This is a genomic window from Streptomyces sp. DT224 (genome assembly GCF_049844595.1).
Taxonomy (GTDB): domain Bacteria; phylum Actinomycetota; class Actinomycetes; order Streptomycetales; family Streptomycetaceae; genus Streptomyces.
In genome coordinates, this window is sequence record NZ_JBNCLI010000003.1 from 92,799 (window position 1) to 117,475 (window position 24,677).

Annotated in this window: 12 protein-coding genes; 4 read left to right on the plus strand and 8 right to left on the minus strand. The window is 69.5% G+C overall.

Annotated features, from left to right (window positions below; genetic code table 11):
* Positions 1-13: 13 nt before the first annotated feature.
* The 3 genes from ACLQ2N_RS07630 to ACLQ2N_RS07640 all read right to left on the minus strand — a co-directional run bounded on the left by ACLQ2N_RS07630 (position 14) and on the right by ACLQ2N_RS07640 (position 3,266).
* Positions 14-877 (minus strand): carbohydrate ABC transporter permease, encoded by an 864-nt coding sequence (locus ACLQ2N_RS07630; protein WP_425810394.1) that lies wholly within the window; start codon positions 875-877, stop codon positions 14-16.
* 95 nt (positions 878-972) lie between these two features.
* Positions 973-1,911 (minus strand): carbohydrate ABC transporter permease, encoded by a 939-nt coding sequence (locus ACLQ2N_RS07635; protein WP_425810396.1) that lies wholly within the window; start codon positions 1,909-1,911, stop codon positions 973-975.
* A gap of 11 nt (positions 1,912-1,922) precedes the next feature.
* Positions 1,923-3,266, minus strand: coding sequence for an ABC transporter substrate-binding protein (locus ACLQ2N_RS07640; protein ID WP_425810398.1), 1,344 nt, complete (start codon positions 3,264-3,266; stop codon positions 1,923-1,925).
* 209 nt (positions 3,267-3,475) lie between these two features.
* Between ACLQ2N_RS07640 and ACLQ2N_RS07645 the strand changes: the two genes are divergently transcribed.
* The 3 genes from ACLQ2N_RS07645 to ACLQ2N_RS07655 all read left to right on the plus strand — a co-directional run bounded on the left by ACLQ2N_RS07645 (position 3,476) and on the right by ACLQ2N_RS07655 (position 9,242).
* Entirely contained in the window at positions 3,476-4,492 is a 1,017-nt protein-coding gene (locus ACLQ2N_RS07645) for a hydroxyacid dehydrogenase (RefSeq protein WP_425810400.1), read from the plus strand.
* Positions 4,489-6,693 carry a hypothetical protein gene (locus ACLQ2N_RS07650; RefSeq protein ID WP_425810402.1) on the plus strand — a complete coding sequence of 735 codons (2,205 nt, stop codon included), beginning with the start codon at positions 4,489-4,491 and terminating at the stop codon, positions 6,691-6,693. Before ACLQ2N_RS07645 ends, ACLQ2N_RS07650 begins: the two co-directional genes overlap by 4 nt.
* Before the next feature lie 173 nt (positions 6,694-6,866).
* Positions 6,867-9,242: a polysaccharide lyase 8 family protein gene (locus tag ACLQ2N_RS07655; protein WP_425810404.1), complete on the plus strand. Its 2,376-nt coding sequence runs from the start codon at positions 6,867-6,869 to the stop codon at positions 9,240-9,242.
* Positions 9,243-10,139: 897 nt separating this feature from the next.
* Here the strand turns inward: ACLQ2N_RS07655 and ACLQ2N_RS07660 are convergent.
* The 5 genes from ACLQ2N_RS07660 to ACLQ2N_RS07680 form a co-directional block, all read right to left on the minus strand.
* Positions 10,140-10,370, minus strand: coding sequence for a DUF5132 domain-containing protein (locus ACLQ2N_RS07660; protein WP_425811302.1), 231 nt, complete (start codon positions 10,368-10,370; stop codon positions 10,140-10,142).
* 1,234 nt (positions 10,371-11,604) lie between these two features.
* Positions 11,605-12,537, minus strand: a complete 933-nt coding sequence (locus ACLQ2N_RS07665; protein WP_425810406.1) for an acyl-CoA dehydrogenase family protein — start codon at positions 12,535-12,537, stop codon at positions 11,605-11,607.
* Positions 12,538-13,177: 640 nt separating this feature from the next.
* On the minus strand, positions 13,178-13,402 hold the full coding sequence (locus ACLQ2N_RS07670) for an MbtH family protein (RefSeq protein ID WP_425810408.1): 225 nt from the start codon (positions 13,400-13,402) through the stop codon (positions 13,178-13,180).
* Between the two features lie 722 nt (positions 13,403-14,124).
* Positions 14,125-16,455, minus strand: a complete 2,331-nt coding sequence (locus ACLQ2N_RS07675) for an ATP-binding cassette domain-containing protein (protein ID WP_425810410.1) — start codon at positions 16,453-16,455, stop codon at positions 14,125-14,127.
* Between the two features lie 258 nt (positions 16,456-16,713).
* Entirely contained in the window at positions 16,714-24,216 is a 7,503-nt protein-coding gene (locus tag ACLQ2N_RS07680) for an amino acid adenylation domain-containing protein (RefSeq protein ID WP_425810412.1), read from the minus strand.
* Between the two features lie 278 nt (positions 24,217-24,494).
* Between ACLQ2N_RS07680 and ACLQ2N_RS07685 the strand changes: the two genes are divergently transcribed.
* Positions 24,495-24,662: a hypothetical protein gene (locus ACLQ2N_RS07685; RefSeq protein WP_425810414.1), complete on the plus strand. Its 168-nt coding sequence runs from the start codon at positions 24,495-24,497 to the stop codon at positions 24,660-24,662.
* Positions 24,663-24,677 lie beyond the last annotated feature (15 nt).

The following is a 24,677-nucleotide window of genomic DNA, read 5'->3' on the forward strand; positions in this document are numbered from 1 at the left end:
TCTTCCGAAAGCACTACTTGACCGACCCCGCCGTCAGTCCGGAGCGCCAGAAGCGCTGCAGGCTGACGAAGACGATCAGCATCGGGAGGATCGCGAGCAGCGAGCCCATCAGCACCACCGGCAGCAGGGCGGGCGTCTGGACCACGTAGTTGTTCCAGAAGAACAGCCCCAGGCTGACGGGGAAGAGCTTGTCGTCGGTCAGCATCACCATCGCCAGGAAGAAACTGTTCCAGATCGCCGAGAACTGGAACAGGAAGATCGTGGTGAACCCGGAGCGGATCATCGGGAAGCCGATCGAGCGGAACAGCCGCACCTCGCCCGCCCCGTCCATCCGGGCCGCCTCGACGACCTCGTCGGGTATGTAACCGGCGCTGAAGATGCGGGCCAGGTACACGCCGAACGGATTGACCAGCGACGGGATCAGCACGGCCCAGACGGTGTTCACCACGCCGGCCTTCGCCGCGAGCAGGTACAGCGGGATGACGGTGGCGGTGCCGGGCACCAGCACGCCGACCAGCACCAGGCCGAAGAGGTGTTCCTTCCCGCGGAAGTGGTACTTGTCGAAGGCGTAGCCCGCCGCGACGGAGACGACCGCGCTGCCGAGGGCGCCCACGCCCGCGTACAGGATCGAGTTCAGATACCAGCGGCCGTAGATTCCGGCGCCCGGTCCGTGGGTCAGCCGGGTGTCCGCGCCCGAGGTGTCGGTGTGCCACAGACTCGAAAGGTTGTGGTGCAGGTCGAAGCCGCCCAGCGAGAACACGTCGCCGCGCAGGACCCCGTCGGCGCTGCTGATAGCGGCCAGCACCATCCACACCAGCGGGAAGAAGGTGTAGACCGTCGTCAGGACGAGCAGGGTGTTGACCGTCGTCCTCGACATGACGCGCGACCGGCCGGGCCTCTTCGGTGACGGCCGCGACCGGGCGGGCCGTACGACGGGGCGAGCGCTCGGGGGAGCCTCCGGCTCGGTCAGGGTCACAGGTTTCTCCACGGTTTGCCGATACGGGTGACGGCATAGGACAACAGCCCGGCGAGCAGGGCCAGCAGGATCGATCCGGCTGCCGCCAGCCCGGCGTCGTTACGCAGGAACGCCGCCGCCCAGACGTACATGTTGGGCGTCCAGGTGTTACTGATCGCGCCGTGCGACACCTTGTTGAGCAGCATCGGCTCGGCGAACAACTGGAGGGTGCCGACACCCGCGAAGAGGCCGATCAGGCCGATCGAGCTGCGGATCAGCGGGAGTTTGACGCTCCACGCGACCCGCGCCGCACCGGCCCCGTCCAGGGACGCCGACTCCAGCAGCTCGCGCGGGATGGCCTGGAGCGCCGCGTAGAAGACGACGACGTTGTAGCCCAGCGACATCCAGATGCCGATGTTGACGATGGCCGGCAGCACACCGGTGGGCGAGAGGAAGTCGAACCCGATTCCGCCCGAACGCATCGCGGAGACCACGGGGCTCACGCCCGGGGTGTAGAGGTAGCCCCAGACGAGTGCGGCGAGGATGCCCGGCACGACATGCGGCAGGTACAGCGTCAGCTGGAAGAACCTCTTGGCGCGGGCCACCGCCGAGTCGAGCAGCAGGGCCACCGCCAGGGAGACGGCGAGCATCAGCGGGACCAGGAAGGCGGTGTACAGCGCGACGTGGACGAATCCGCTGCGGAACTGCGGGTCGCCGAGTGCCCGGCGGTAGTTGCCCAGCCCGGTGAAGACGGTCTCGGTACCGCCGAAGCCGAGGCCGGAGTTGCGTTCGGTGAACAGGCTGAGCCATATCGCGTAGCCGATCGGAATCAGCGTGACCGCGGTGAAGAGCACGAAGAAGGGGGTGAGGAACAGGGACGCGGCCCGGGCCCTGCCGCCCCGCCCCGCGGTGCTCGCGGAGCGGGGGGCGGCGGGCCGGTCGATGGTGGTGGTCATCGGTGGCTTCCTCAGCCGGCCGAGACGTTCAGACCGCGGTCCTTGAGGTTCCTGACCGTGGCGTCCTGCCCCTCACGCAGCGCACCGGCGATGTCGCCCTTGCGGTCGATCTGCCCGAGCGGGTCGGACAGGGCCTTCCAGGTGGCGGTCATGGACGGGCCGAAGGCCCAGCCGGGCGTCAGGCTGTCGGCGGCCTTGCGGAACACCGGGTAGACGTCGGAGGCGTAGTACGAGGCGTCGTAGCTCTTCTCGGCGACGGCCACCATGTCCGTCGCGGCGGGATAGCTGCTCGCGGTGCCCTCGGCGAGCCGGGTGGTCCAGGCGTCCTTGTGGGTGGTGAGCCAGACGGCGGCCTCGAAGCCCTGGTCCAGGTGGTCGCTGCCCTTGGCTACGGCGAAGGTGCTGCCGCCGTTCATGCCGGAGGCGGGCTTCCCGTCGAAGGTGGGCAGCGGGGCGACCGCCCACGTGCCCTTCTGGTCGGGCAGCTTGGTGGACAGACCGGCGGCGTTCCAGGTCGCGCCGATCTCGCTGACGACCTTGCCGGCGGCTTCGTCCTTGGCCTGCGTCGGCGCCCAGTAGGGCTTGCCCGCGACCAGGTCGTCGTCGAGCATGTCCTGCCAGAAGTCGACCGTTCTGGTCGTCCCGGCGTCGGCGAATCCGACCTTCCAGGTGTCGCCCTCGGTGCCGAACCAGGTGCCGCCGCTCTGCCAGGACAGGCCGGCGACCACGGACGGGTCGTCGATGGGGAAGGTCGCGAGCCGGGCTTCGGGGTCGGCCTTCTTCAGCTTCGCCGCGGCGGCGCGGAACTCGCTCCACGTCCTGGGCACCGTGAGGCCGTACTTCTCGAAGACGTCCTGGCGGTAGAAGTAGACCATCGGGGCGATGTCCATCGGGACGGCCCAGTTCTTGCCGCCCAGCGTGGCCAGTTCCATGGCCTGCGCGTTGAACTTCGCCTTGAGCTCAGGGGTGAACTTCGCGCTCAGGTCCTGGACATAGCCCTGGGACACCAGGTCCGGCAGGTTCTGGTATTCAGGGGCGAACAGGTCGGGTCCGTTACCGGACTTGATCGCGTTGACCAGCTTGGTGTAGCCCTCGGGGCCGCCGGCGAGGTCCGTGTACTCCAGCGTGATCCGCGGGTGCGTGGCGTTGAACTTGTCCACCACCGCCTGCGCGTTCCTGCCTCCGCCCCACACCTGAAGGGTCACCGGCTTGCCGCCCGCGGCGTCCCCCTGGGTCGTGGAGGTGCCGCCCTCACCACAGGCGGTCAGCAGCGCGAGCGCCAGAACCGATCCGCCGGCTGCCCGGAGGAGATGTCGCCGGGAGCGCTTCCCGACCGGACCGTTCGTGCTGGACATGGGACTCCTTGAAAGTCACACCGAGAGGGAAGCGCCGGACAGATTCGGACGTTAGAGCGCTTCCATAGGAACGTCAATACCTTCCACTCGCCCTCTTCGGGCGCCCCATGCATGGCCACAGCGTGTACCGCTGGGGAACTTCCCCTCTCTTGACCGGATCCCGGTTCCGTCCTACGGTCCAGAAAATTAAAGCGCTTCCACAGCTTGGAGTGACCACCTTGCCCGTCCACCCCCGACCAGCCGCCCTGCTGGCCATGGACCCCGCGCTCACCGCCGATGTGCTGCCACTCGACCTCCTGGAACGGCTGGGGGCCGTGACCGAGTTGGCGCCGGGCCCGGCGGTCACCGACTTCGCCGAGGCGCCCGAGGCCCTGGCCCGGACCGAACTGCTGATCACCTGCTGGGGTTGCCCGCCCATCGACGCGTCGGTGCTCGCGGCGGCTCCGCGGCTCAAGGCCGTCGTCCACGCCGCGGGCAGCGTCAAGGACGCCGTGGCCTCCTCCCGGATCTGGGAGCGCGGCATCGTCGTGTCGTCGGCAGCCGCGGCGAACGCCCGCCCGGTGGCGCAGTTCACGCTCGCCACCGTGCTGCTGGCCGGAAAGCGGGCCTTCCCGCTCGCCGCCGCCTATCCGCAGCACGGCTTCCGCGCCTACCCCACCAGCGCGGACACCGGTAACCACGGCCGCACCGTCGGCGTCGTGGGCGCTTCCCGCATCGGCCGCCTGGTGCTGGACATGCTGCGGCCGCACGGATTCCGGCTGTTGGTCACCGACCCGTATCTGGACCCGGCGCAGGCCCGCGAGCTGGGCGCCGAACTGATGCCGCTGGACGAACTGATGGCGACCGCCGACACGGTCACCCTGCACGCACCCCTGCTGCCCGGGACCCGCCGCATGATCAACGCCCGCCGGCTGGGCCTGATGAAGAACGGCGCGGTACTGATCAACACCGCCCGTGGCGCCCTCGTGGACACCGACGCCCTGGTGGCGGCCTGCGCGGACGGGCGTATCGACGCCGTTCTGGACGTGGTGGAGCCCGAGCCGCTGCCCGGCGACCACCCCCTGTTCGCGCTGCCGAACGTCTTCGTCACCCCCCACATCGCCGGAGCCCTGGGCAGCGAACTGCGGCTGCTGGGCGAGTTCGCCGTGCGGGAAGCCGAACGCTGGGCGGCCGGAGAGCCCCTGGCCGGTCAGGTCCACGCCGATGACCTGGAGCGGATCGCATGAGCGCCTGGCGCTGGGAGCAGAGCCGTTTCGGCGGGGGCGGCTACATCACCGGCCTGGCCCTCGACCCCTTCGACCCGCAGCGGCTGTACGCGCGCTGCGATGTGGCGGGCTGTTTCGTGTCCGAGGACGGCGGTGCGCACTGGCAGACCCGTAACGCCGGTCTGACCCGCGCCCACGAGCACATGGTCGCCGCCCTCGTCCCGTCCCCGTCCGAACCGGGGCTGGTGCTCCGCTGCTCCGGCGACGCCCGCGGCGGACGTACGTACGGATCGATCCATCGCAGCGTCGACCACGGCGCGACCTGGACCGAGGTCTGTACCGACGTCGACTTCTACGGCAACGGTCCGACCCGCTGTTTCGGCGAGGTCTGCTCCTTCGACCCCTTCGAACCGTCCCGGGTCCTGGTCGGCGGCTACCGTGCCGGACTGTGGGCCAGCGACGACGCCGGACTGGACTGGCGCCCGCAGGGCCTCGGCGGCGAGCGGATCGGCTGCGTGGTGCACCACCCGGGCGTGCCCGGGCTGGTGTACGCGGGGACGATCGGCGACAACGGGGTCTCCGGACTCTGGGCCATGGGCGACGCCCCGCTCGCCGATGTGATCCTGGAACACGGCGACGTGCCGCGCGGCACCCACGGCTCGCTGTACGTCTCCGCCGACGCGGGCCGGACCTGGACCCTGCAGCACCGGCAGCCGGACTGGTCGGTGAACGGTCTCGCCCTCGACCCCGGCGACCCGGACCTGGTCCTGGCCGCCGCCCGCGACGGCGTGTACCGCTCCACGGACGGCGGGCGCACGTTCACCCGCTGCGCGGACGGTCTGGAGACGGACCTCCAGTACGACTTCGTACGCCGCGACCCGCACCGCCCCGGCCGCTACCTGACGGCCCCGCACTTCGGCGCCCCGGACATCCCCGTCCACGAGACGCTCGACTCCGGCGTCACCTGGCGACCGCTCAAGGAGACGTACACCGACGCGGACATCACCGACTACCCCGCCTATGTCGACGCCCCCGCCGTGCTCGGCGACGCCATCAGCGAGCTCGTCTTCCACCCGGACAAGCCGGAGACGTTCTTCATCACCGGCTACTACGGGGTCTCCCGGACCGACGACAACGGGAGCACCTTCACCGGTCAGGGATTCTCCGGGACCGAGACCACCTGCCTGGAGGCGGTGGTGGCCGACCCCGGTTCCGGACGGCTCTACGTCACGCCGGCCGACCACGTCCCGGCCGTGAGCGAGGACGACGGGCGCAGGTACCGGCCGTTCGGGAAGGGGCACGCCCCGAGCGCCGCTCTCGCGGTCGGCCCGCACGACCCCGGCCTGATCCTGTTCGGCGCGGGCGCCAAACGCCGGAACGTCCGCGACGCGCGCATCCTGCGCTCGACCGACGGCGGCCTGACCAACGAGGTGGTCCGCACCTTCCGCGGCAAGCGCTTCATCCAGGCCCTCGCCGCCTCGCCCACGGAGGAGGGCCGGTTCTACGCGTACGTGGACGGCGACCTGGACGGCAGCCCCGACAGCGCCGGCCTGCAGCGCAGCGACGACGGCGGTCTCACCTGGCACCGGCTGCCCGGGCCCTTCCCGGACACCGTGCACCGGCTGCCGGTCGAGGAGGACTGGATCGAGAGCGAGCTGCTGCCGTGCGTCGTCTACCAGAAGCGCAACGCGGCGGGGGCCAACCAGCTGCTGGCCTGCGACCCCTCGGTGCCCGGCCGGCTCTACGCCGGGGAGTGGTCGCTGGGCGTCTTCCGTTCCGACGACGCCGGCGCGACCTGGCGGCGGGCGGACGCCGGACTGCCGTTCGGCCGCGACCGGCTCGCCGTCCTGTCCCACGTACTGGCCGACCCCGAACGGCCCGGCCGGCTGTACGCCGGGTTCGTCGGCCACGGGCTGTGGCGCAGCGAGGACTCCGGGGAGAGCTGGAGTTGCGTGCTGGCGCCGGATCCCGGCCCGGTCAACGCGACCTCGGTGGCCGTTCGCGGGGGGCGGCTGGCCGTCGTGTGCGAGCCGATGTGGTGGACGGACACCCCGGCCCGGGTCCTGGTCAGTGAGGACGACGGGGGCAGCTGGCAGGACATCCACCCCACCGAGTACGGGGCCGTGCGCTGGAAGGGCGTGGCCATCGACCCCGCCGGCCGCATCCACGCCGTCTCCTGCGGCAACGGTGCGTTCGTGGCCCACCCCGCTCCCCCCGCGTAACCACGGCCGGCCGGGCGCCCGCGGCGTCCGGCCGGGACACCGGGGCGCCGTCCGTCGAGGAACGGCACCCGCCAGACCACACCAGTGACCCGCCACGGGACGGAGCGCCCCGTGGAACGCCACCCTCCCGTCTCCACCGCGCGTAGGGCCGGGACCCACCCCAGGAGAGAGCCATGACCACCCTCTGGTCCCGCCGCGCCTTCCTCCACGCGTCCGGAGCCGCACTCGCCGCAGGCACGCTGTTCACGGCCGCGCGCCCCGCGGCCGCGGCGGACGCGGACGAGTTCGACCGGCTGCGCGGCGTCTGGCGCGACATCGTCCTCGGCCGGGGCATCGACCCCGCCGTCGAACCGTTCCGCACCCGACTCACCGCACTCGCGAACACCGCGGCCGGCCACCGGGACACGATGGCCCGGGCCGCCGGATCGCTCTGGCCGGATCTGCCGCTCCTCACCGACTCGGCCGCGATCACCGGCAGCTACCAGCGGCTGAACGCCCTGGCGCAGGCCTACCACCAGCCCGGGACCGGCCTCACCGGCCACGCCTCCGTCCCGCCGCTCGTCGCCACCGGCCTCGCACACATCCGGGAGACCGTCTACAACCCGTCCACCACCCGCTTCGGCAACAGCTGGGACTGGGACATCGGCACTCCGCTCGCCCTCACCGACGTCCTGGCCCTGATGTACGAGCACCTCCCGGCCGAGGAGATCGCCGCCTCCTGCGCCTCGCTGGACCACTGGCACCCCACCCTCGACGGCTGGACCGGAGGCAATCTCACCGACGGCGCCCGCACCATGGCCGTGCGGGGCGTCGTCGGCAAGGACCCCTCCTGGATCGCCCGCGCCCGCGACGGCCTCTCCCAGGGCTTCCCCTACGTCAGCAGCGGCGACGGGCTCTACGCCGACGGCTCGTTCGTCCAGCACCTGTGGGTGGCGTACACCGGCTCGTACGGCGCGGTGATGCTCGACGGTTACGGCAAGCTCTTCACGCTGCTGGCCGGCTCCAGCTGGGAGGTGACCGACCCGCAGCGCCGTCACGTCTTCGACGCCGTCGACAACGCCTTCGCGCCCTGGCTGTACAACGGTCTGGTCATGGACGCCGTGTGCGGGCGCTCCATCAGCCGCGGGCTGCAGCAGACCGCCACGGTCGCCCAGGACGACCACTCCCGCGGCCAGGGGTTCCTCGGCGGCATCGCGCTGCTCGCCGAGAGCGCCCCGGCCGATGAGCGCGAACGGTGGCGCGGCATGGTCAAGGGCTGGCTGGAGCGCGAGACGGTCCGGCCGGTCCTGACCGATCCCCAGGCGAACCTGCAGACGATCGCCCGGCTATCCGCACTCGTCCGGGACCCCGCCGTACGTGCCCGCCCCGAGCCGGTGGAACACCGCCTCTTCCCGGCCATGGACCGTGCCGTGCACCGGCGCGCGGGCTGGGCGGCCGCGCTGAGCATGTACTCCAGCCGGATCCAGCCGTACGAATGCCTCAACCGCGAGCACCTGCACGGCTGGCACAGCGGCTCGGGGATGCTGCAGTGGTACGGCGCCGACTTCGGCAACGACCAGTACTCCGACGCCTTCTGGCCCACCGTCGATCCGTACCGGCTCCCCGGCACGACCGTCACCGCCAAGCCGCTGGCCGACGGGGCGGGCGGCGGCTGGGGCAACGGCCGCTCGGACCGGTCCTGGGTGGGCGGCACCACGGACGGCGAGTACGCGGCCGTCGGCCAGGACCTCAAGGGCGTGGGCAGCACCCTCACCGCCCGTAAGTCCTGGTTCTTCCTGGACGACGCGATCGTCTGCCTCGGGGCGGGGATCACCGCCGCGGACGGGTACGCCGCGGAGACCGTCGTCGACAACCGCAACCTCGGCGCGTCCAGCACGGCCGCCCTCACGGTGGACGGACGCACCCTGCCCTCCGACCGGGGCCGGCAGGACCGTTTCCCCGGCGCCGGGTGGGCGCACCTGGCGGGCCACGCCGGATACGTCTTCCCCCAGGGTGCGGATCTGTGCACGCTGCGCGACGAACGTACGGGTTCCTGGGCCGACATCAACGCCATGAGCGCGCCGGCCCCCCTGCTCACCCGCGGGTACGCCACGCTCTGGCACGACCACGGACTCGACCCCGTCGACGCCTCGTACGCGCACATCCTCATGCCGGGGGCCGACGCGCGCGCGACCGCCCGGCGCGCCGCCGACCGGGGCTGGCTGCGGACGCTGGCCAACACGGCGGATCAGCAGGGCGTGCGGGTGGCGCGGCTGGGCGTCACCGCGGTGAACTTCTGGCGGCCCGGCACGGTCGGCGCGCTCACCGCGGACACGCCTGCCTCCGTGCTGGTGCGCCTGAACAGGGACGGCACGGCGACGCTCTGCGTCAGCGACCCGACCCACCTGGCGGAGGAGCTCACCGTCGTCTGGCATCACCGGGTGGGGGCGGTGGTGTCCCGCACGGACCGGGTCGCGGAGGTGACCACGGGTGCCGAGATGCGCCTGAAGCTGACGGGCCTCAAGGGGACGATGGGCGCCACCCACCGCGTCACGGTCTCTCTCGGCTGATCCCGGCCCGGCCGGGCCGGCGGCCCGAAGGGGCGGCACCGATACGTCGGGCGCCACCCCTTCGGCCTCCCAGCGGTCCGCAGGTCGATCCGACGCACCGCACCATGGCCCATGGCCGAGCCGGGTGTTGAGATATCGCGCTGAATCCCGACTGCTGCGTCCTACCGCTCCCCTGACCGCCAGGGCGACGGGCAGGGTGCGCCTTTCGCGTCCGGGAGCCCCTGCGTCACCTGAGCGCGGAATCTCCCCAGCCTCTCCCCGCTGAATGTGTCGACGGCCATATCGCGACGCTGCGGCACCACAACGAGCAGGTGCCCGCCCACTTCCCAGGGACCCTGGACTCCGTCGATGCGCGGGTCCACGGCATCGATCGCGATCTGTTCGGCGCCTTGTGCGGGTTTGAGCGTTGCGTAGCGACGAAAGCCTCGTCTGCGCCCATGGCATCGCACATGCGCCGGGGCCGAGTGCAGATCCACCCCGCGTTCGGTGGGTGAGCGGGAGATCGAGCCAGCGTCTCGGCGAGCAGAGATCAGTGGGCGGCCGACCGACTCCACATAGGTCGTGCGTTCCAGCCTCGCTGGATCCCCGTCGAGCGGCCGCAGCCGGACCGGCTGCACCACCAGATCTTCCGGCTCGACCTGGAGCCCAGCCACAATCTCCGGTTCGGGACGGCGCAGCGCGATCCCCTGAAGCCTCTGACCAAGGGCACCCCGTCAGCTCAGCGCTGCGGGTGAAGGAGAGGAACAATTCAGAGAACGCGTGGTAATGACTGACCGGCTACCGCAGACTCAACCACCGCAGCGCACGCCACCCACGCACCTACCTGGCCTTGCCGGGCTCGCCGCAGCCCTTCGCCGCTACAAACGGCTCGCCCGACTCGCCAAAAGGAGCAAGGACTTAGGTGGTCGCGGTACTCGAGCGCGCCTTTTTTACGGTCTGACGCGGCATCTCCGATCCTTCCTGCAGATCGGCGGCGAACACTTCGGCGGTCGCCTCGGCGGCAATGTCACTCAGATCTTCGTTGATCCCGTGAGCGACTCGCCTGGCATCCAGCACCAATTTCACGGAAGACTTAACAGTCCCCCTCGCGATCTTCTTGATGAGAGGCGCCGATACCGCTCCAGCCAAGAAGACAGGAATCAAAGGAAGCATAGTCGGTGCAGCCCTTCTCATAGTCTGTCGGGTTTTCCGACAGTGCCCTCACAGCCCAACCGTAACGCCACGAGGAGACGCCCCACCAGGATGATCCATGATTTTCACCCTTTCGGGTGCACCCTTGCCTTAAGTGATCTTTTCCATCTCCGGCTGGCCTAGCGTGCGCCATGGAGCAAGCTGCTAGGTATCAAAGTCCAGATTGGGGCAGAAGTGTTTACGAAGGCATCCACGCCCGGCGAGTCCTCCACGGTGACCGAAACCACAATCGAGGAAGTTCTGTATTCCGCGGAATTGCGCCACGCGAAAGGAAAATGCACGCTAGTTATCAACGATCACTTGCGCGGAAACGAAGAGGTGTATGTGGTACCGAAGGCGGCCGTGAAGAAGTTCCCATTCTATCTTGCGATGCTCAAGAATAAACTTTCCTGAACAGGTCGCTCTCCCTTTTGCTCGACCGTGCGATGCTCGATCTTCGAACAATCTCGGGTCAACCGCTCCATGGATGGTCTAGCACCTGCACCGGTTTCGGTGGCTTGGGGAGCGCGCCCCGTGAATGCCGAACGCAGGAACGCGGCCACCCCAGACTCAACGGCATCGTGTGGGAGGGGTGGACCGGCTTGACGGGGCGTGCCCGAGCGGTGCGGGCTCCCCGCTGACTCTCTCCCTACCTGCGTGCTCATCAGCAGGATCCGCGACGTCATCAAGCGTTGCCGCAACCATCTGGTGCCATAACGAGGCCTGACCACCCCTACGACAGAGCCCGCACGTCGTAGCGGATCACCATCAGTTCGCAGCGAAGGCATTTCTGCTCGAGTGTTTCGACGTACCGCCATGGGTACCGGAGCTGCGCGGTGAGGCGACATCTGGAAGTTTGCGAGCCGGCCGGTCCTCAGGGCTGTCCCGTCGTCCCTGGCGGGCGCACGACGACAGCTACGGCGCCTCACCGCGTTGCCGGAACGCCCGCATACATCCAGTATGCGGACGCTCCTCCGCCTTGCGAGGCACCGCATCCGACGCCGCGCGCTGACCCACCAGGGAGGAGGGGACAGCCCTTAGCCGGGTGCACGGGCACAACCGGCTTGGGCACCCAGCAAGGACCCTTGTCTGGGCTCAGCAGGCCCCAGGACACGAGCTCCTGCACGGCTCCTTCCGCAGATCACCACCACGCGCAAATCGGCGAACTCTGAGCGATGCAGCGGGCCGCAGCTCATGCTTGGCGCTGAGCCACCAGGGGCACGGCAGGCCGGGACTCGGCAAGCATGGACTGGGCCAGGACGCTGTACAGAGTGTCGTTGGGCCCGTCGGCGATGCGGAGCCCCCGGATGTCCCGAAGGCGCTTCTCCATGGGGGTGCAGCTGGTGTATCCCTCGCTGCCGTGCAGCTGGAGTGCGAGGTCGACGGCGCGATAGGCGGTGTCCGTGGCGAGAGCCTTGGCGGCGGAGCAGGCCGCCACGTCGACGTCGTCTCCGTTCTGTCCCATCCGCTCCAGCAGGGAGAAGCACCAGGCGATGGCCGCTTGGACCTCGGCTGCCGAAGTGCCGAGCCGGGACGCGACAGAGGGAACGTTCGCCAGGGACGTCCGGCCCACACTGCGTCGGCAGGCACGGGCCATCGTCTCCTCGATCGCGGCGGTCGCCGCGCCCAGGCACACCAGTGCCATCATCAGACGCCAGTTGGAGAAGTGCGTATCGAAGATCCAGCGGCCGTCGCCGGGGGCTCCGAGCAGGAGATCCTTGCCAACGCGTACGTGGTTGAAGTGCAGATGGCCCATGCTCCAACCTCGCAGGCCCAAGGGGGTGGTGGTGTCGGTGAAGATGCCGGCAGACGCTGTCGGCACCCAGAGCGCCGACAGGGGCACCTCGCGCAGCCACCCACTGTCGGTGTCATGCGCGGCAGCCTGCCCCGGCCCCACCACCTTGCAGAAGACAACAAATCCGCTGGCCTCTTCCACTCGGCTGACCAGGCCCTTCGTACCGGAGAGCAACAGATGGTCGCCATGGTCGACCGCTACCGTCCGTAGGCCGCGCAGGTCCGACCCGGAGTGTGGTTCGCTCGACGCCACGCCCGCCAGCTCGCCGCGGTGCACCACACGGTCGCGGACCTCCTGGACGACGACGGGTGTGCCGTACCGCAGGGCCATGGCTCCGTGTCCCGAGCTGAAGATCTCCCGTGCGTCGCAGTCCCGTCGCCCGGCCAGAAACATCGCCAGCCCTTGGGCCACTCGCCCGAGGCCCGGGGGAACGTCCGCATGCGCGTCCTGGCCACCCGCCAGGCCAAGGCCGTTGTCCGGCTCGGCCGGTGGCCGCGCGAGATCGAACCCCGTCAAGCCGGCATGAGCGGCGCGCCGGCGAAGATCGAGCCACGGTGGCCGAGCGGTCTCCTCCGTGACGGGGCCAGGCAGGTTCGTGTCGAGAAAGTCGGTGACTCGGGAAGTGAAGTCCTCCAGGCCAGGGTGGCGGGAAAGAGCGACAGAGGATTGTGAGAAAAACACGGCGGTGTCCTAGGCAACTTGAGGATGAGCGGATACAACCGAGGCGAAGACCCCACAGGGCTCGCCAATCAATCACGGCACGGAAACGCACACAGTTGGCGGCCGGCAGCCAAGCGCCCGTGATCTTCAGCTTGTCGTGGTTCTCAGCAGGCCCGGAGAGCCGGGCAGTGGGTAGTTGGCACGCAGGGCAGGCCCAGGCATCGGGCTGCCGGGGAGCTCGTCGCCCTCGCGCCGACGAACGGCGAGGGGTGCGTCGACCGCTACTTGCCGGCCGTTGTTGCCGACCACATCACCGTCCACCGTCCGTGGCCTCGACAAGGCCGCGCGGTCGCATGTCGGTCCACACCTTGTCGATGTACTCAAGACACACCTGCCGGGTCTCCTCCGGACGAGCAACGATCCAGCCGTCGGGTACATCGGCGAAGGCCGGCCACAGCGAGTGCTGGCCCGCGCCATTGACGAGCACCAGAAAACGGGCCTCATCGTCCTCGAACGGATTCGTTACGTGCGTCATAACAGCTCTCCTGGTTCTCCTCACCGGCCCCCGGTGAGCGTGGCGTTGGCAGGCGTCGGCGGCGTGATCGGACGGGCGGGCGTGAGCGTGTCCGGCTCGCGGTTCAGGGGGTTCCGCGCCTCGTCGAACAGCGCCGGCACGTGACCACCCGACCTTCGGTCACCCGCGCATCACCGGTGCCGAGCGGCCGTTGGCGCGCGTTGACGCACCGGCGATCGAAGCAAGGCGGGTGGCAACCTCCTGGGTGTTCGCGACCCTTCGTCCGACGCTCGGCGTGGCTGGCCTCCCAGCACGCTCAACGGCACTGCGATTGTTCGTGCCCTTCCCGCGTGGACGGACGCGTTGGCGCTGCGTGGAACTACACGACCAGGGCCTGCTTCAGACATCCATCACTCCAAGTCAACGGCTGTTCTCCAGCTGCTGTAAGTCGTAGCCACCCGAACGAATGACATGCCTCTCGGAAGACCGGCAGATGCACGGGCCCGGCGTCCAGCGACACGGTGCGCGCCCCACGACCACCGCCTCTCGGCGCTCTCGGTCGCCCACCGCCTTCCACCCACCACGAAGGGGAACAGAGTGTGCTGTGGAGACCTGCTCTCCCCGGCCTCCCGGCCGTGGTGCCCCTTTTTCACGCCGTGGTGTCCATCCCGGATCGCCTGTCACAGCGGTCCACGCTTGGCCAGTTACCCGGTTGCGGTAAGTCCCTTCTGCGTTCCCCGGCGTCAGGCAAGGGCCGGTTTGCCGGCCTGCAGCTTCCACAGGGTGGTGTAGGTGCCGCCGCGCGTCACAAGCTCCTCGTGCGGACCTTCTTCGGCCACGACTCCGCCGGGCCCCATGACGTAGATCTGGTCGGCGCTTTGGACGGTGGACAGCCGGTGGGCGATGACGATCATCGTGCGGTCCGCCCCGAATACCTGTAGGGCCTGCTGAATGACGGCCTCGGTCTCGTTGTCGACGGCGGAGGTGGCCTCGTCGAGGATGATGACCGGTGGATCGCTCAGGATGGTACGGGCCAGCGCGATGCGCTGTTTCTGCCCACCGGACAGTGCGGCGCCGCGTTCACCGACCCGCGTGGCGTAGCCGTCGGGCAGGGTGTCGATGAAGGCGTCGGCCCCAGCGGTGCGGGCGGCAGCGACCAGTTGATCGTCGGTGGCGTGGAAAGCGCCGTAGCGGATGTTCTCCGCGATCGTCGCGTCGAACAGGAACGGTTCCTGGGTGACATATCCGATCGCGCGGCGCAGATCGGGGAGGGCGAGGGTGCGTACGTCGGCACCGTCGAGCAGTACCTGTCCATGGTCGGGATGGTGGAAGCGCATAAGCAACTTGGCGAGGGTGGTCTTGCCTGCGCCGCTGGTGCCGACGATGCCGGTGGTACGGCCGGGAGGGATGACCAAGGAGGTGCCGCGGAGTGCCGGTGGCCGACCGGGGTAGGCGAAGGACACCTTCCGGACTTCGATCTCCCCTTTCACCTGTTGGGCCGGCATCCGACGGCCCTCCTCGGCGGGTTCGACAGGCAGGTCGTGCAGACGCTCCACCCGGCGCAGGGCGGTGACGGTGCGCTGATACTGGTCGGTCGTGCTGCCCAGTCGGGACAGCCGCAGCATGGTGATGCCCGGCATTTCGATCAGCGGACCGAAGGCCGCGGTCGACAGCGTGCCCCGGAGAACCGACCGGCCGCCCAGGAACACCGTGCCGACCAGAGCCGAACCACCGGCCAGTCGCAGGATCTGGGGCGGAATCGCCGCGCTACGTCCGGTCGAGCGATTGGCCTCACTGCACTTTCGATTCAGGTCGGCGATACGTGCGATCTCGTGGTCTTCGGTGACCGCGGATTTGATGGTGGTATGAGCATGGAGGTTCTCGGTCACCCGGCTGTTCAGCCGTGCTCGCTGCTTGTCGGAGGTGGCCTGGTTGGCGACCGCACGCTCGTGAAAGCGGAAGGACAGCCACGCGATGAGCGGGATGGGCATGAAGGCGATCCAGGCGATCTGCGGAGCGAGCAGCAGGAAGGTCGGAACCAGCAACGCGATGCTCGTACCCATCTGGACGACGTCGTGCATGCTCGAACCGACAAAGGCACCGATCTGACCGATGTCCTCGGACAGGACGGCGTTGACCCGGCTGACGCGCTCGTTCTCCAGGTCGGCCGGCGCCACCCGCTGGACGTGCTCGTACGTGCGGATGCGCCAGTCGTCCTCGATGTCCTGCGCCAACTGGCGCCAGACGACGCTTGCGCCGTAGCCGGAAGCCGCCATCACGAGGCAGGCCGCCCCTGCGACGCCGACGAGAACGGACAACTGGGCGGTGACGCCGGCTACGCCCAGCCCGGCCAGGGTGGCGCTCCCGCCCTTGGCGAGCAACAGCACGATCGAAGGGCTCAGGGCGAAAAGCGCCATCTCCCCCAGCTGCGCGATCCCGGACAGCAACGCTGCCCAGCGAAACTTCCGCTTGTGCGGGCCGATGATGCGCCGTAAGGCGTGACGGTCCGAAGCGGATTCGTCCGACTCCTGGTGTGCGCTGTCCGATCTGCGCCACGCACGCCGGACGACGGCTGCCGTCGCCGCGGCTGCCAGTCCGAGAGTGATCAGCGGGCGGCTGAGCAGCCCCAGGAGGAGAGGCCCACCGGCAACGGCCGCTGCTGCCACGCCTCCGGCCCCGATCGCCCTCGGAAGCCAGCGTCCGGAGCCGCCTCCGTCGCCGCGGTGTCCTGCTCCGGAGCTGCTGTGGGGGCCGGTGCGCCTGTGACGCGTTCCCGCCCCGTCGGTCCCCTTCGGCTGTCGGGCGGAGTCGAGGCCCCGCACGTCTGCTGGGGTGCTGCGCAGGGCTGCCAGTGTCCATTCGACTGCCCGGCGCAGCAACTGGGCGACTTCCCGCGCACCGAGGGTGCGGTCGTGCCGCACCAGCACCCGGCCGGTGACGGGGTTGACGTGCACCTCCTCGATGCCCGGGGCCTGGAGGAGTGCGGTCTGGGCCAGGCGCGCCGCGGCGGGTCTGCCGCGGACGTGGTCGACTTCCCATCGCTGGCGGCCGGGCACGATCGAGCGCGGCCGCATTCTCGCTCTCGTACCAGCACGATGTGTCATCGGGGGGTCAGCGGGTGGACTTCCACGCAAGGCCATCGCCACAATCATTGGTTCTGGGCGGGCATGCCGCCCTCGGAGTACGGTGCTGTTGCTTCAACGGACGCGCCGGTGGGTGCGCGGCGGCACGGCAGTGACTCGGGCCTCTGCCGCCGCCCGTGGACGTCGTGCACTGATGGATTTCGCGGTGGCAGCCGAGGCGATGCCGTGACCGGCTCCCTGCGGCTCGCCTCACCGTTCAACGAAGCCCCAGAAGTTCGAGACCGCGGCGTCGTCGATCTCAGGGATCGCGATCCCCAGCCTCCGCAGCCGGTGGACGGTCTTGGTGTTCTCGAACTTCAGAGTCGGCTGCTGACCGGCTCGTGCTGCGTTGACTTGCTCCTCGAAATACGCCTGGTAGGGCAGGATCGGCAAGTCCTGCCCTCGTTCGCTCGCGCGGCGCAGGCGCTTCAGCCATACGGTCAGCGGGACCTCTTCGGAGCACGTCCCGTTCATCCGGTCGTAACCGGCCATGAAGGCACCCGGCCCCACGCTGCATGGGTGGTGAAGGTGGTGTACGAGGTCGGCTCGGTCGCCTTCGCGCAGTAGCTCGACGAGGGCGCCGGCGAGGACATCGACGGGAAGAACGGCTTCCTGGAACTGAGGTTCCGCCGGATAACAGCCGAGAGCCGCGCAGCTGGTGAGCAGCCGGGAGAACATATCGTCCGGACTGACGGCGCCGGTCGAGGTGTGGGCCCAGATGCGGCCGAGCCGGTAGATGCCACCACTCGCCCCCCGCTCGAACGCACGCTCCACCAGTCGGTCGGCGACCCACTTGCTCGCTGCGTACCCTCTCCCGTACGGGTGCAGTTCACCGTCGATCGGACAATCCTCCGTGACCAGTCGGGAGGAATCCTGGCCAGGCCGGAACACTCCGAGGGTCGAGAGGTGGTGGAACGTCTTCGGCCGCCCTTCGCCCGCCAGGCGCAGCAAGGTCCGGGTGCCCTCCACGTTGGCAGGTTTCAGCCGTGCGTATGGCAAGAGGTGGTGTACGTGCGCGCCGCTGTGGACGATCGTGTCGATCGTCTCGCGCAGCTGTGCCCAGCGTGTCGGTTCGACGCCGAGACCGGGGGCACTCAGGTCTCCTCGGACGATGTTCAGCCGCGGATCGTCCAGCGTTGCCTCAATGCCGTAGGTCCGCATGGTCTCGCCCAGACGCTCACGCGCCTGGGCGTCGGTCCGCGCACGGACGAGACAGTGGACCCGGGCCGCCGTCCTGTGCAGCAACTCGGACAGGACGAAGGCCCCGACGAAACCGGTGGCCCCGGTCAGCAGAATCTCGCGCGGGTCACCGGCCAGCTGCGCAACGGAGGTGAAACGCAGGGCAGGGCTCAGTTCCGCTTCCGAATCCGGCACCCATGAGGAGACGGTGCGAGGGTCGTCCGCGGTCAGGCGCCTGGCCAGTCCCGCCGGGGTCGGTGCCTCAAGGAGAGCCGACAGGCTGAAGGGGACGGCCAGGGTCTCGCCGATCCGGCTTGCCAGTCGGGTGGCGAGCAGGGAGTGACCGCCCAGAGCGAAGAAGTCATCGTCGACGCCGACTGCGGGCACGTCCAGTACCTCGGCGAACAGTTCACACAGGGCTCGCTCCTCGGGGGTGCCCGCGGAACGGGTACTTCCGGCGGTCGTGGCGTACTCCGGCGCGGGCAGGGCATCACGGTGGAGCTTGCCGTTGGGAGTCAGGGGCAGGGCGTCCAGGGCCACGAACGCGGACGGCACCATGTAGGCGGGGAAGCGTTCCAGGAGGAAGGAGCGCATGTCGGCCGGGAGGATCTCGGACCCGGTGACGGGCACCGCGTAGGCGACCAGGCGGGTCTCTCCGAGGCGGTCGCTGCGGGCGGTCACCACGGCGTGGGCGACGCGGGGGTGGGAAGAGAGAACGGCTTCGACCTCACCGGGTTCGATGCGGTGGCCACGGACCTTGACCTGGTCGTCCACCCGACCGCCGAAGACGAGTTGTCCGTCGGTGCGCCGGCGGGCCAGGTCGCCGGTGCGGTACATCCTTGTTCCCGGCGGGCCGTACGGGTCGGCCACGAATCGCTGCGCCGTCAAGCCCGGACGGCGCAGATAACCGCGCGCCAGGCCGGCACCGGCCACATACAGCTCGCCGGTCACGCCGATCGGCACCGGCCGCAACGCAGTGTCCAGTACATAGGCGCGGGTGCCGGGGACCGAGTGTCCGAGCACCGGGGTCACGGTGGTCTCCAGCCTCGCCTGTACCGCGTCGACGGTGCATTCGGTCGGCCCGTACATGTTGTAGGCCGCCAGCCCGTCCACCGCCCGCAGTTCTGCCCACAGCTGGTCCGGCAGGTCCTCCCCGCCGAGCACGGCCACGCTCGGCCGCCACCGCTCGTTGGTGAACAGGCCGCGGTCGGACAGGATGCGCATGTACGAGGGCGTGGCGTCGACCGTGTCGATCCGGTGTCGGGTCAGCCATGCCTCACACCGGTCCGCGTCGGCCCAGGTGGCGGAGTCGGGGACATGGAGCTCGTGGCCGTCCAGCAGTGCCGCCAACTGCCCCCAGGAGGCGTCGAAGGAGACCGAGGCGGTCAGGGCGACCCGCAGGCTTCGGCCTCCGACGCGCTCGGCTGCGGGTCCGAACACCTGGTTCCGGTACTGGGCGGCCACGTTGACCACGCTCGAGTGGCGGGCGACGACTCCCTTGGGTGTACCGGTCGATCCCGACGTGTAGATCACGTACGCCGCGTTGTCGGGCGCCACCTCCGTCATCGGGTCGTCGTCCGGCAGCCGCTGCAACAGCGCCTTGGTCTCCGGTGTGTCCAGCAGCAGACGCGGAGTGCCCGTACCGAGATCGCCGGCCGCGGCGGTGGTCGTGTCCGTGAGCAGCAGCGCGGGCCGTGCGTCCGCGAACATGGCCGCGATGCGCCGGACCGGGTACTCCGGGTCCAGCGGCAGGTAGGCAGCCCCCGCTTTGAGTACGGCGAGGACAGCCACGACGAGGTCCCCCGAACGCGGCAGCGCGAGGGCGACGACGTCCTCGACACCCACGCCGCGAGCGGTCAGCGCGTGCGCAAGTCGGTTCGCCCGGGCGTTCAGCTGAGCGTAGGTCAGGGTCGCATCGTCCGCCACAACGGCGACCGTGTCCGGGGCGGCGCGCACCTGCGTGCGGAACACCTCGTGAATCGTGCCCGCCGGCGGGCGTGCCGTCGTGCTCCGGGCGGTGTCCCCGAGGAGGAGACGGCGCTCGCTGTCGGACAGTACGTCGATGCGGCTGACCCGACGGTCCGGATGCTGGACGACCGCTTCCAGCAGCCGTACCCAACGCGCGGCCAGGTCCTGGACCGTGCTGTGGTCGAACAGGTCGGTGGCGTAGTCGATGGTTCCGTGCAGACCGAGGCACTCGCCCTTCTCGGAGCGTTGTTCGTGGACGCCGATGTCCAGATCGAACTTGGCGGTCGCGGTCGACACCGGGATCCTGGTCGTTCGCAGCCCCGGGAGAGCGAACGACGTGGCTTCGTCTGCGTCGAGGGAGAGCGCGATCTGGAACAGCGGGTGGCGGGCCGGTGACCGCGGCGGATTCAGCGTCTCCACGAGCCGCTCGAACGGCACTTCCTGGTGCGCGTAGGCCGCCAGCGCGGTGCTGCGGACACGTGCCAGCAGCTCGGTGAAGGCGGGGTCGCCGGAGGTGTCGGTACGCAGCACCAAGGTATTGACGAAGAATCCCACCAGCTCGTCCAGGGCCTGGTCGGTGCGGCCGGCGATCACACTGCCGACAGGAATGTCAGTGCCCGCCCCCAGCTTGGTCAGGAGGGTTGCCAAACCCGCGTGGAGCACCATGAAGAGGCTCGCTCCGGACCGGCGCGCCAGCTCTGTCAGCGCCGCGTGCAGTTCCGCGTCGATGCGCAGGGGGACTCGGGCACCGCTGTATGACGCGACGGCAGGGCGTTGCCTGTCGTAGGGAAGTTCGAGTTCGACGGGCAGTCCCGCCAACGCGGATGACCAGTGAGCGAGCTGGCGGTTCAGAAGCCCGTCCGGGTCGTCGGGGTCACCTTGCAGGCGGCGCTGCCACAAGGTGTAGTCGGTGTACCGCACAGGCAGTGGCTCCCAGGCCGGCTCCCGCCCCTGGCACCGGGCTGCGTAGGCGGTCGCCAGGTCTTGAGTCAGAGGAGCCATGGACCAGCCGTCGGCGGCGATGTGGTGGATCACGATGGCCAGTACGTGTTCGGCGGGGCCCCGTACGAACAGGTCCGCGCGCAGCGGTGACTCGGCCGACAGGTCGAACCGGTAACGGGCGGCTTCCCGCAGCCGCGACTGCAGCGACTCCTCGTCGTCCACCTCGGTGACGGGCAGCAGCGGGCGCGCTGCGGACGCGTCGATGATCCGCTGGAAGGGCTCACCACCGACGTTCGGGAAGACCGTGCGCAGGCTCTCGTGCCGGCCCACCACATCGCCCATCGCCCGCTCCAGCGCCCCCCGGTCGAGCTCGCCGGTCAGACGGTGCACCAGAGAGATGTTGTAGGTGGCACTCGGACCCAGCGCACGGTCCAGGAACCACAGCCGCTGCTGGGCGAACGACAGCGGGGCGGGGACCGGTCGTTCCCGGACGGTCAGTGCCGGGCGTTCCTGTCGGTCCGCACGGTCCAGCCGAGCCGCCAAGCGGGCCACCGTGGGCGCTTCGAACAACACGCTCAGGCTCAGGTCCACGTCCAGCACGGCACGGATCCTGGACGCCAGGCGGATCGCCAGCAGCGAGTGCCCGCCCGCTTCGAAGAAGTCCGAGTCCATGCCGACCTGCCGCAGACCGAGCACCTCGGCGAACAGCTCGCACAGCAGCTGTTCACGAGGGGTGCGCGGTGGCCTTGCTACGGACGCGCCGGGCTCGTCGCCGGGCTCCGGCAGGGCGTCTCGGTCCAGTTTTCCGTTCGGGGTCAGCGGCAGCTCATCGAGCAGCACGAACGCCGAGGGGACCATGTGACCGGGCAGTCGCTCGCGCAGCTGCTCGCGCAGCAGCCTCGGCCGTGTCCCGTCCTCACCGGCCACGACGTAGGCGACGAGCCGGACTTCATCCCGTTGCGGGTCCGGGCGGGCGAGCACTGCGGCCTGCTCCACCCCGGGGCACGCGGTCAGCGCGCCCTCCACCTCTCCGAGCTCGATGCGGAACCCGCGGACCTTGACCTGGTGGTCGGCGCGTCCGAGGTACTCCAACTCGCCGTCCGCCGACCATCGCACCACGTCGCCCGTCCGGTACATCCGTGTTCCCGGAGGACCGTACGGGTCGGCCACGAACCGCTCGGCCGTCAGGGCCGGGCGGCGCAGATAGCCGCGCGCCAGAGAGGCGCCGGCGACATACAGTTCCCCGGCAGTCCCCGAGGGCACCGGGTGCAGCATGCCGTTCAGCACGTAGAGGCGGCTGCCGGGGACGGACTGTCCGATCGGTGGTGCCGAGTCCGACGGGACCAGCGGCTTGCTCAGGGAGGCCATGATCGTGGTTTCCGTCGGCCCGTAGGCGTTCAGCATGCGCCGATGCGGCGCCCACCGCGCCACCAACCCCGGCGGGCATGACTCGCCAGCCACCACCAACGTCGGAACACGCACGTCCATCTCGGACACCACGGCCAGTGCCGACGGCGGCACGACCGCATGCGTGAGGCGCGTACCGGGGTCGGTGAGTGCCGACACGGGGTCGACCACAGGGGCGAGAACCAGCGCGGCCCCGTTCATCAGGGCGGCACACAGATCCCACGTGGAGGCGTCGAAGCTGGGCGAGGCGAACTGCAGCACCCTGCTGTCGGAGGTGATCTCCAGGCACTTCGCCTGGCACATCACCAGGGAGGCGATGCCCGTGTGGGTCACCACCACCCCCTTGGGCCGCCCGGTCGAACCCGAGGTATAGATCACGTACGCCGGGTGCCGCGGATCCACGGCGATCCCCGGGTCGGTGACCGGCTGTCCCTCCGACAGCTCGGCCACGGCCCGCGGACTGTCGATCACCAGGGCCGGGCGGGCGTCGGCGAGCATGTACTCCCTCCGCGCCTCCGGATACGCCGGATCCACCGGCAAGTAGGCGGCCCCGGCCTTGAGCACGGCGAGCACGGCCACCACGAGGTCGACCGAACGCGGCAGAGCGAGGGCGACGACGTCCTCGGCCCCGATGCCCTGAGCGGTCAGGGCATGCGCCAGCCGGTTGGCGCGCGCGTTCAACTCCCCGTACGTCAGCGTCGTGTCGCCGGCCACCACCGCATCGGCACCCGGCGTGCGGCGCACTTGGTCCTCGAACAGCGTCGGCAGGGGAACGGCGGGAACGCCTGCCGCGGAGGCGTCCCCCTGGTCCAGCAGGCTCTTTCGCTCGCCGCCCGACAGCACGTCGAGCAGACCGACCGGGAGACCGGGGTCGAAGTCCGCCAGGTTCGCCAGGAAGTGCAGGAGACGCCGCTGGGAATCCACGAGGTCGGATTCGCCGTACGCTCCGGGCGCCGCATGCAGTCTCATGTGCGGGCCGGTGCCGTCCCGGCGGTCCCACACCATGATCATCAGATCGCTGCCCAGCGGGAAGGAGAGGTTGTGCGCGATGCACCGGTGGCCGGCGAAGGAGATGTTGTAGTCGAACCCGATGAGGTTGACCGTCGGCGAGATCGTCGCGCCGGAGTCTCGAGACAGTCCGAGGTCGCGGTACAAGTCCTCGCCTCGGTAACGCTGGTGTTCCACCGCTTCGCGCATCCGGTCGTCGACCTGGGTCAGCAGGTCTCTCAGCGGCATGTCGGGCCGGATCGTCAGGCGTACGGGAACACTGTTGGCGAGCATGCCGGGCGTCGTGCGGGACACCTCGTCCGTCCGGCCGGCCACGGTCAGCCCGACCACCACGTCCCGCCCGCCCGTCAGGTGATGCGTGTACAGCGCCATGGCGGCGAACACGAATCGGAAACGGGAGACCTCGGCGCGCGAAGCCGCTGCCTTCAGTGCCTGCGGACGCAGGAGCGGACGCAACTCCGTCCTCGGGATGGGCACAAGGGCCCGGCTTCCTGAAGACCGCCCCTGCCCCGCCGGGCCGGGAACGGCTGCCGTGCCCTTGGGGCCGGGCGAAGGCGCGGCGGTCCTCGTCCATCCGGACAGTTGCCGCATCCAGTACGCACGGTCGGCTGCATGTTCCTCGGACACACGGTAGTCCTGGTCGGCCCGGACCAGTGCCGACAACGGGCCGAAGGGACTGGGGCCGGTCTGCCGCCCCTCCGTCAGCGCCGTGTAGACGTCCGCTACCCGCCGCGCCACGAGGGCGTAGCCGAAAGCGTCCACGGCCCCATGGTGGTAGGTGTGGTACCACCAGAATTGGTCCGGCGCCAGCTGTAGAAGGGCGTAGCTGAACAACGGACCGGAGGCCAGGTCCATGGGCCTGGCCATATCGGCTGCGACCCACGCGCGTGCGGCGGCCTCCGGGTCGGGTTCGTCGCTGACGTCGACGAACGAAAGGGTCCAGGGCAGCTCACGCTCCAGGACCTGGACAGGACCGTCCTCACCGGGCACCAGGCGCACCCGCAACGCGTCTGTTTCAGCCACCACTTGGCGCAGTGCTGCCTCGAAAGTCGCCGGATCGACCGGTCCGCAGATTTCCAGGTACTCCCCCAGACGCAGTGCCTGACGCGTGTCCGGGGAGCGCTGCTCTGCGAGCCAGATCTCACGCTGCGCTGCGGTGACCGGCAGGACCTCGACCGGCGAATCCGCCGCTCCGTCGAGGTGCAGCACATGGCCACCACCGTGCTGAGCTGCTGACTGACGATGAGACAACGAGGAACCTCCTGCAAGGGGGCCGGGAACCCCTGATCACGACCGCTGAGTACCCATCTCTTGCATACTCACGGCGAAGAGAAAGCGTCCGCAGACCGCTTGGTGGCGCAGTAGTAACGCGTGCGATCGAGCAGGGCTGAGTACCTGCATGATCAAATCCTTTGCCGTAAGTCATCGTGCCAGCTACCGGGGCATGCCCCGGTACCCTCGGGGATTACGCCACCCGAAGGAATGACATGGTGAACAGTTTCGGGTTCGGTTGGGACAACATGGGCTTCTCCACACCCGACGCCAAGTTCACCAGCGCCTTAGCCCGCAGAGGACTCATCGCCGAGTACGGTGCCGCGGGGATCCTGCCGCGCCTCCTCGAACCCGCGCCCTCGGCCTGCTGCGACGGCTACTGACCAGCCGACCGACCG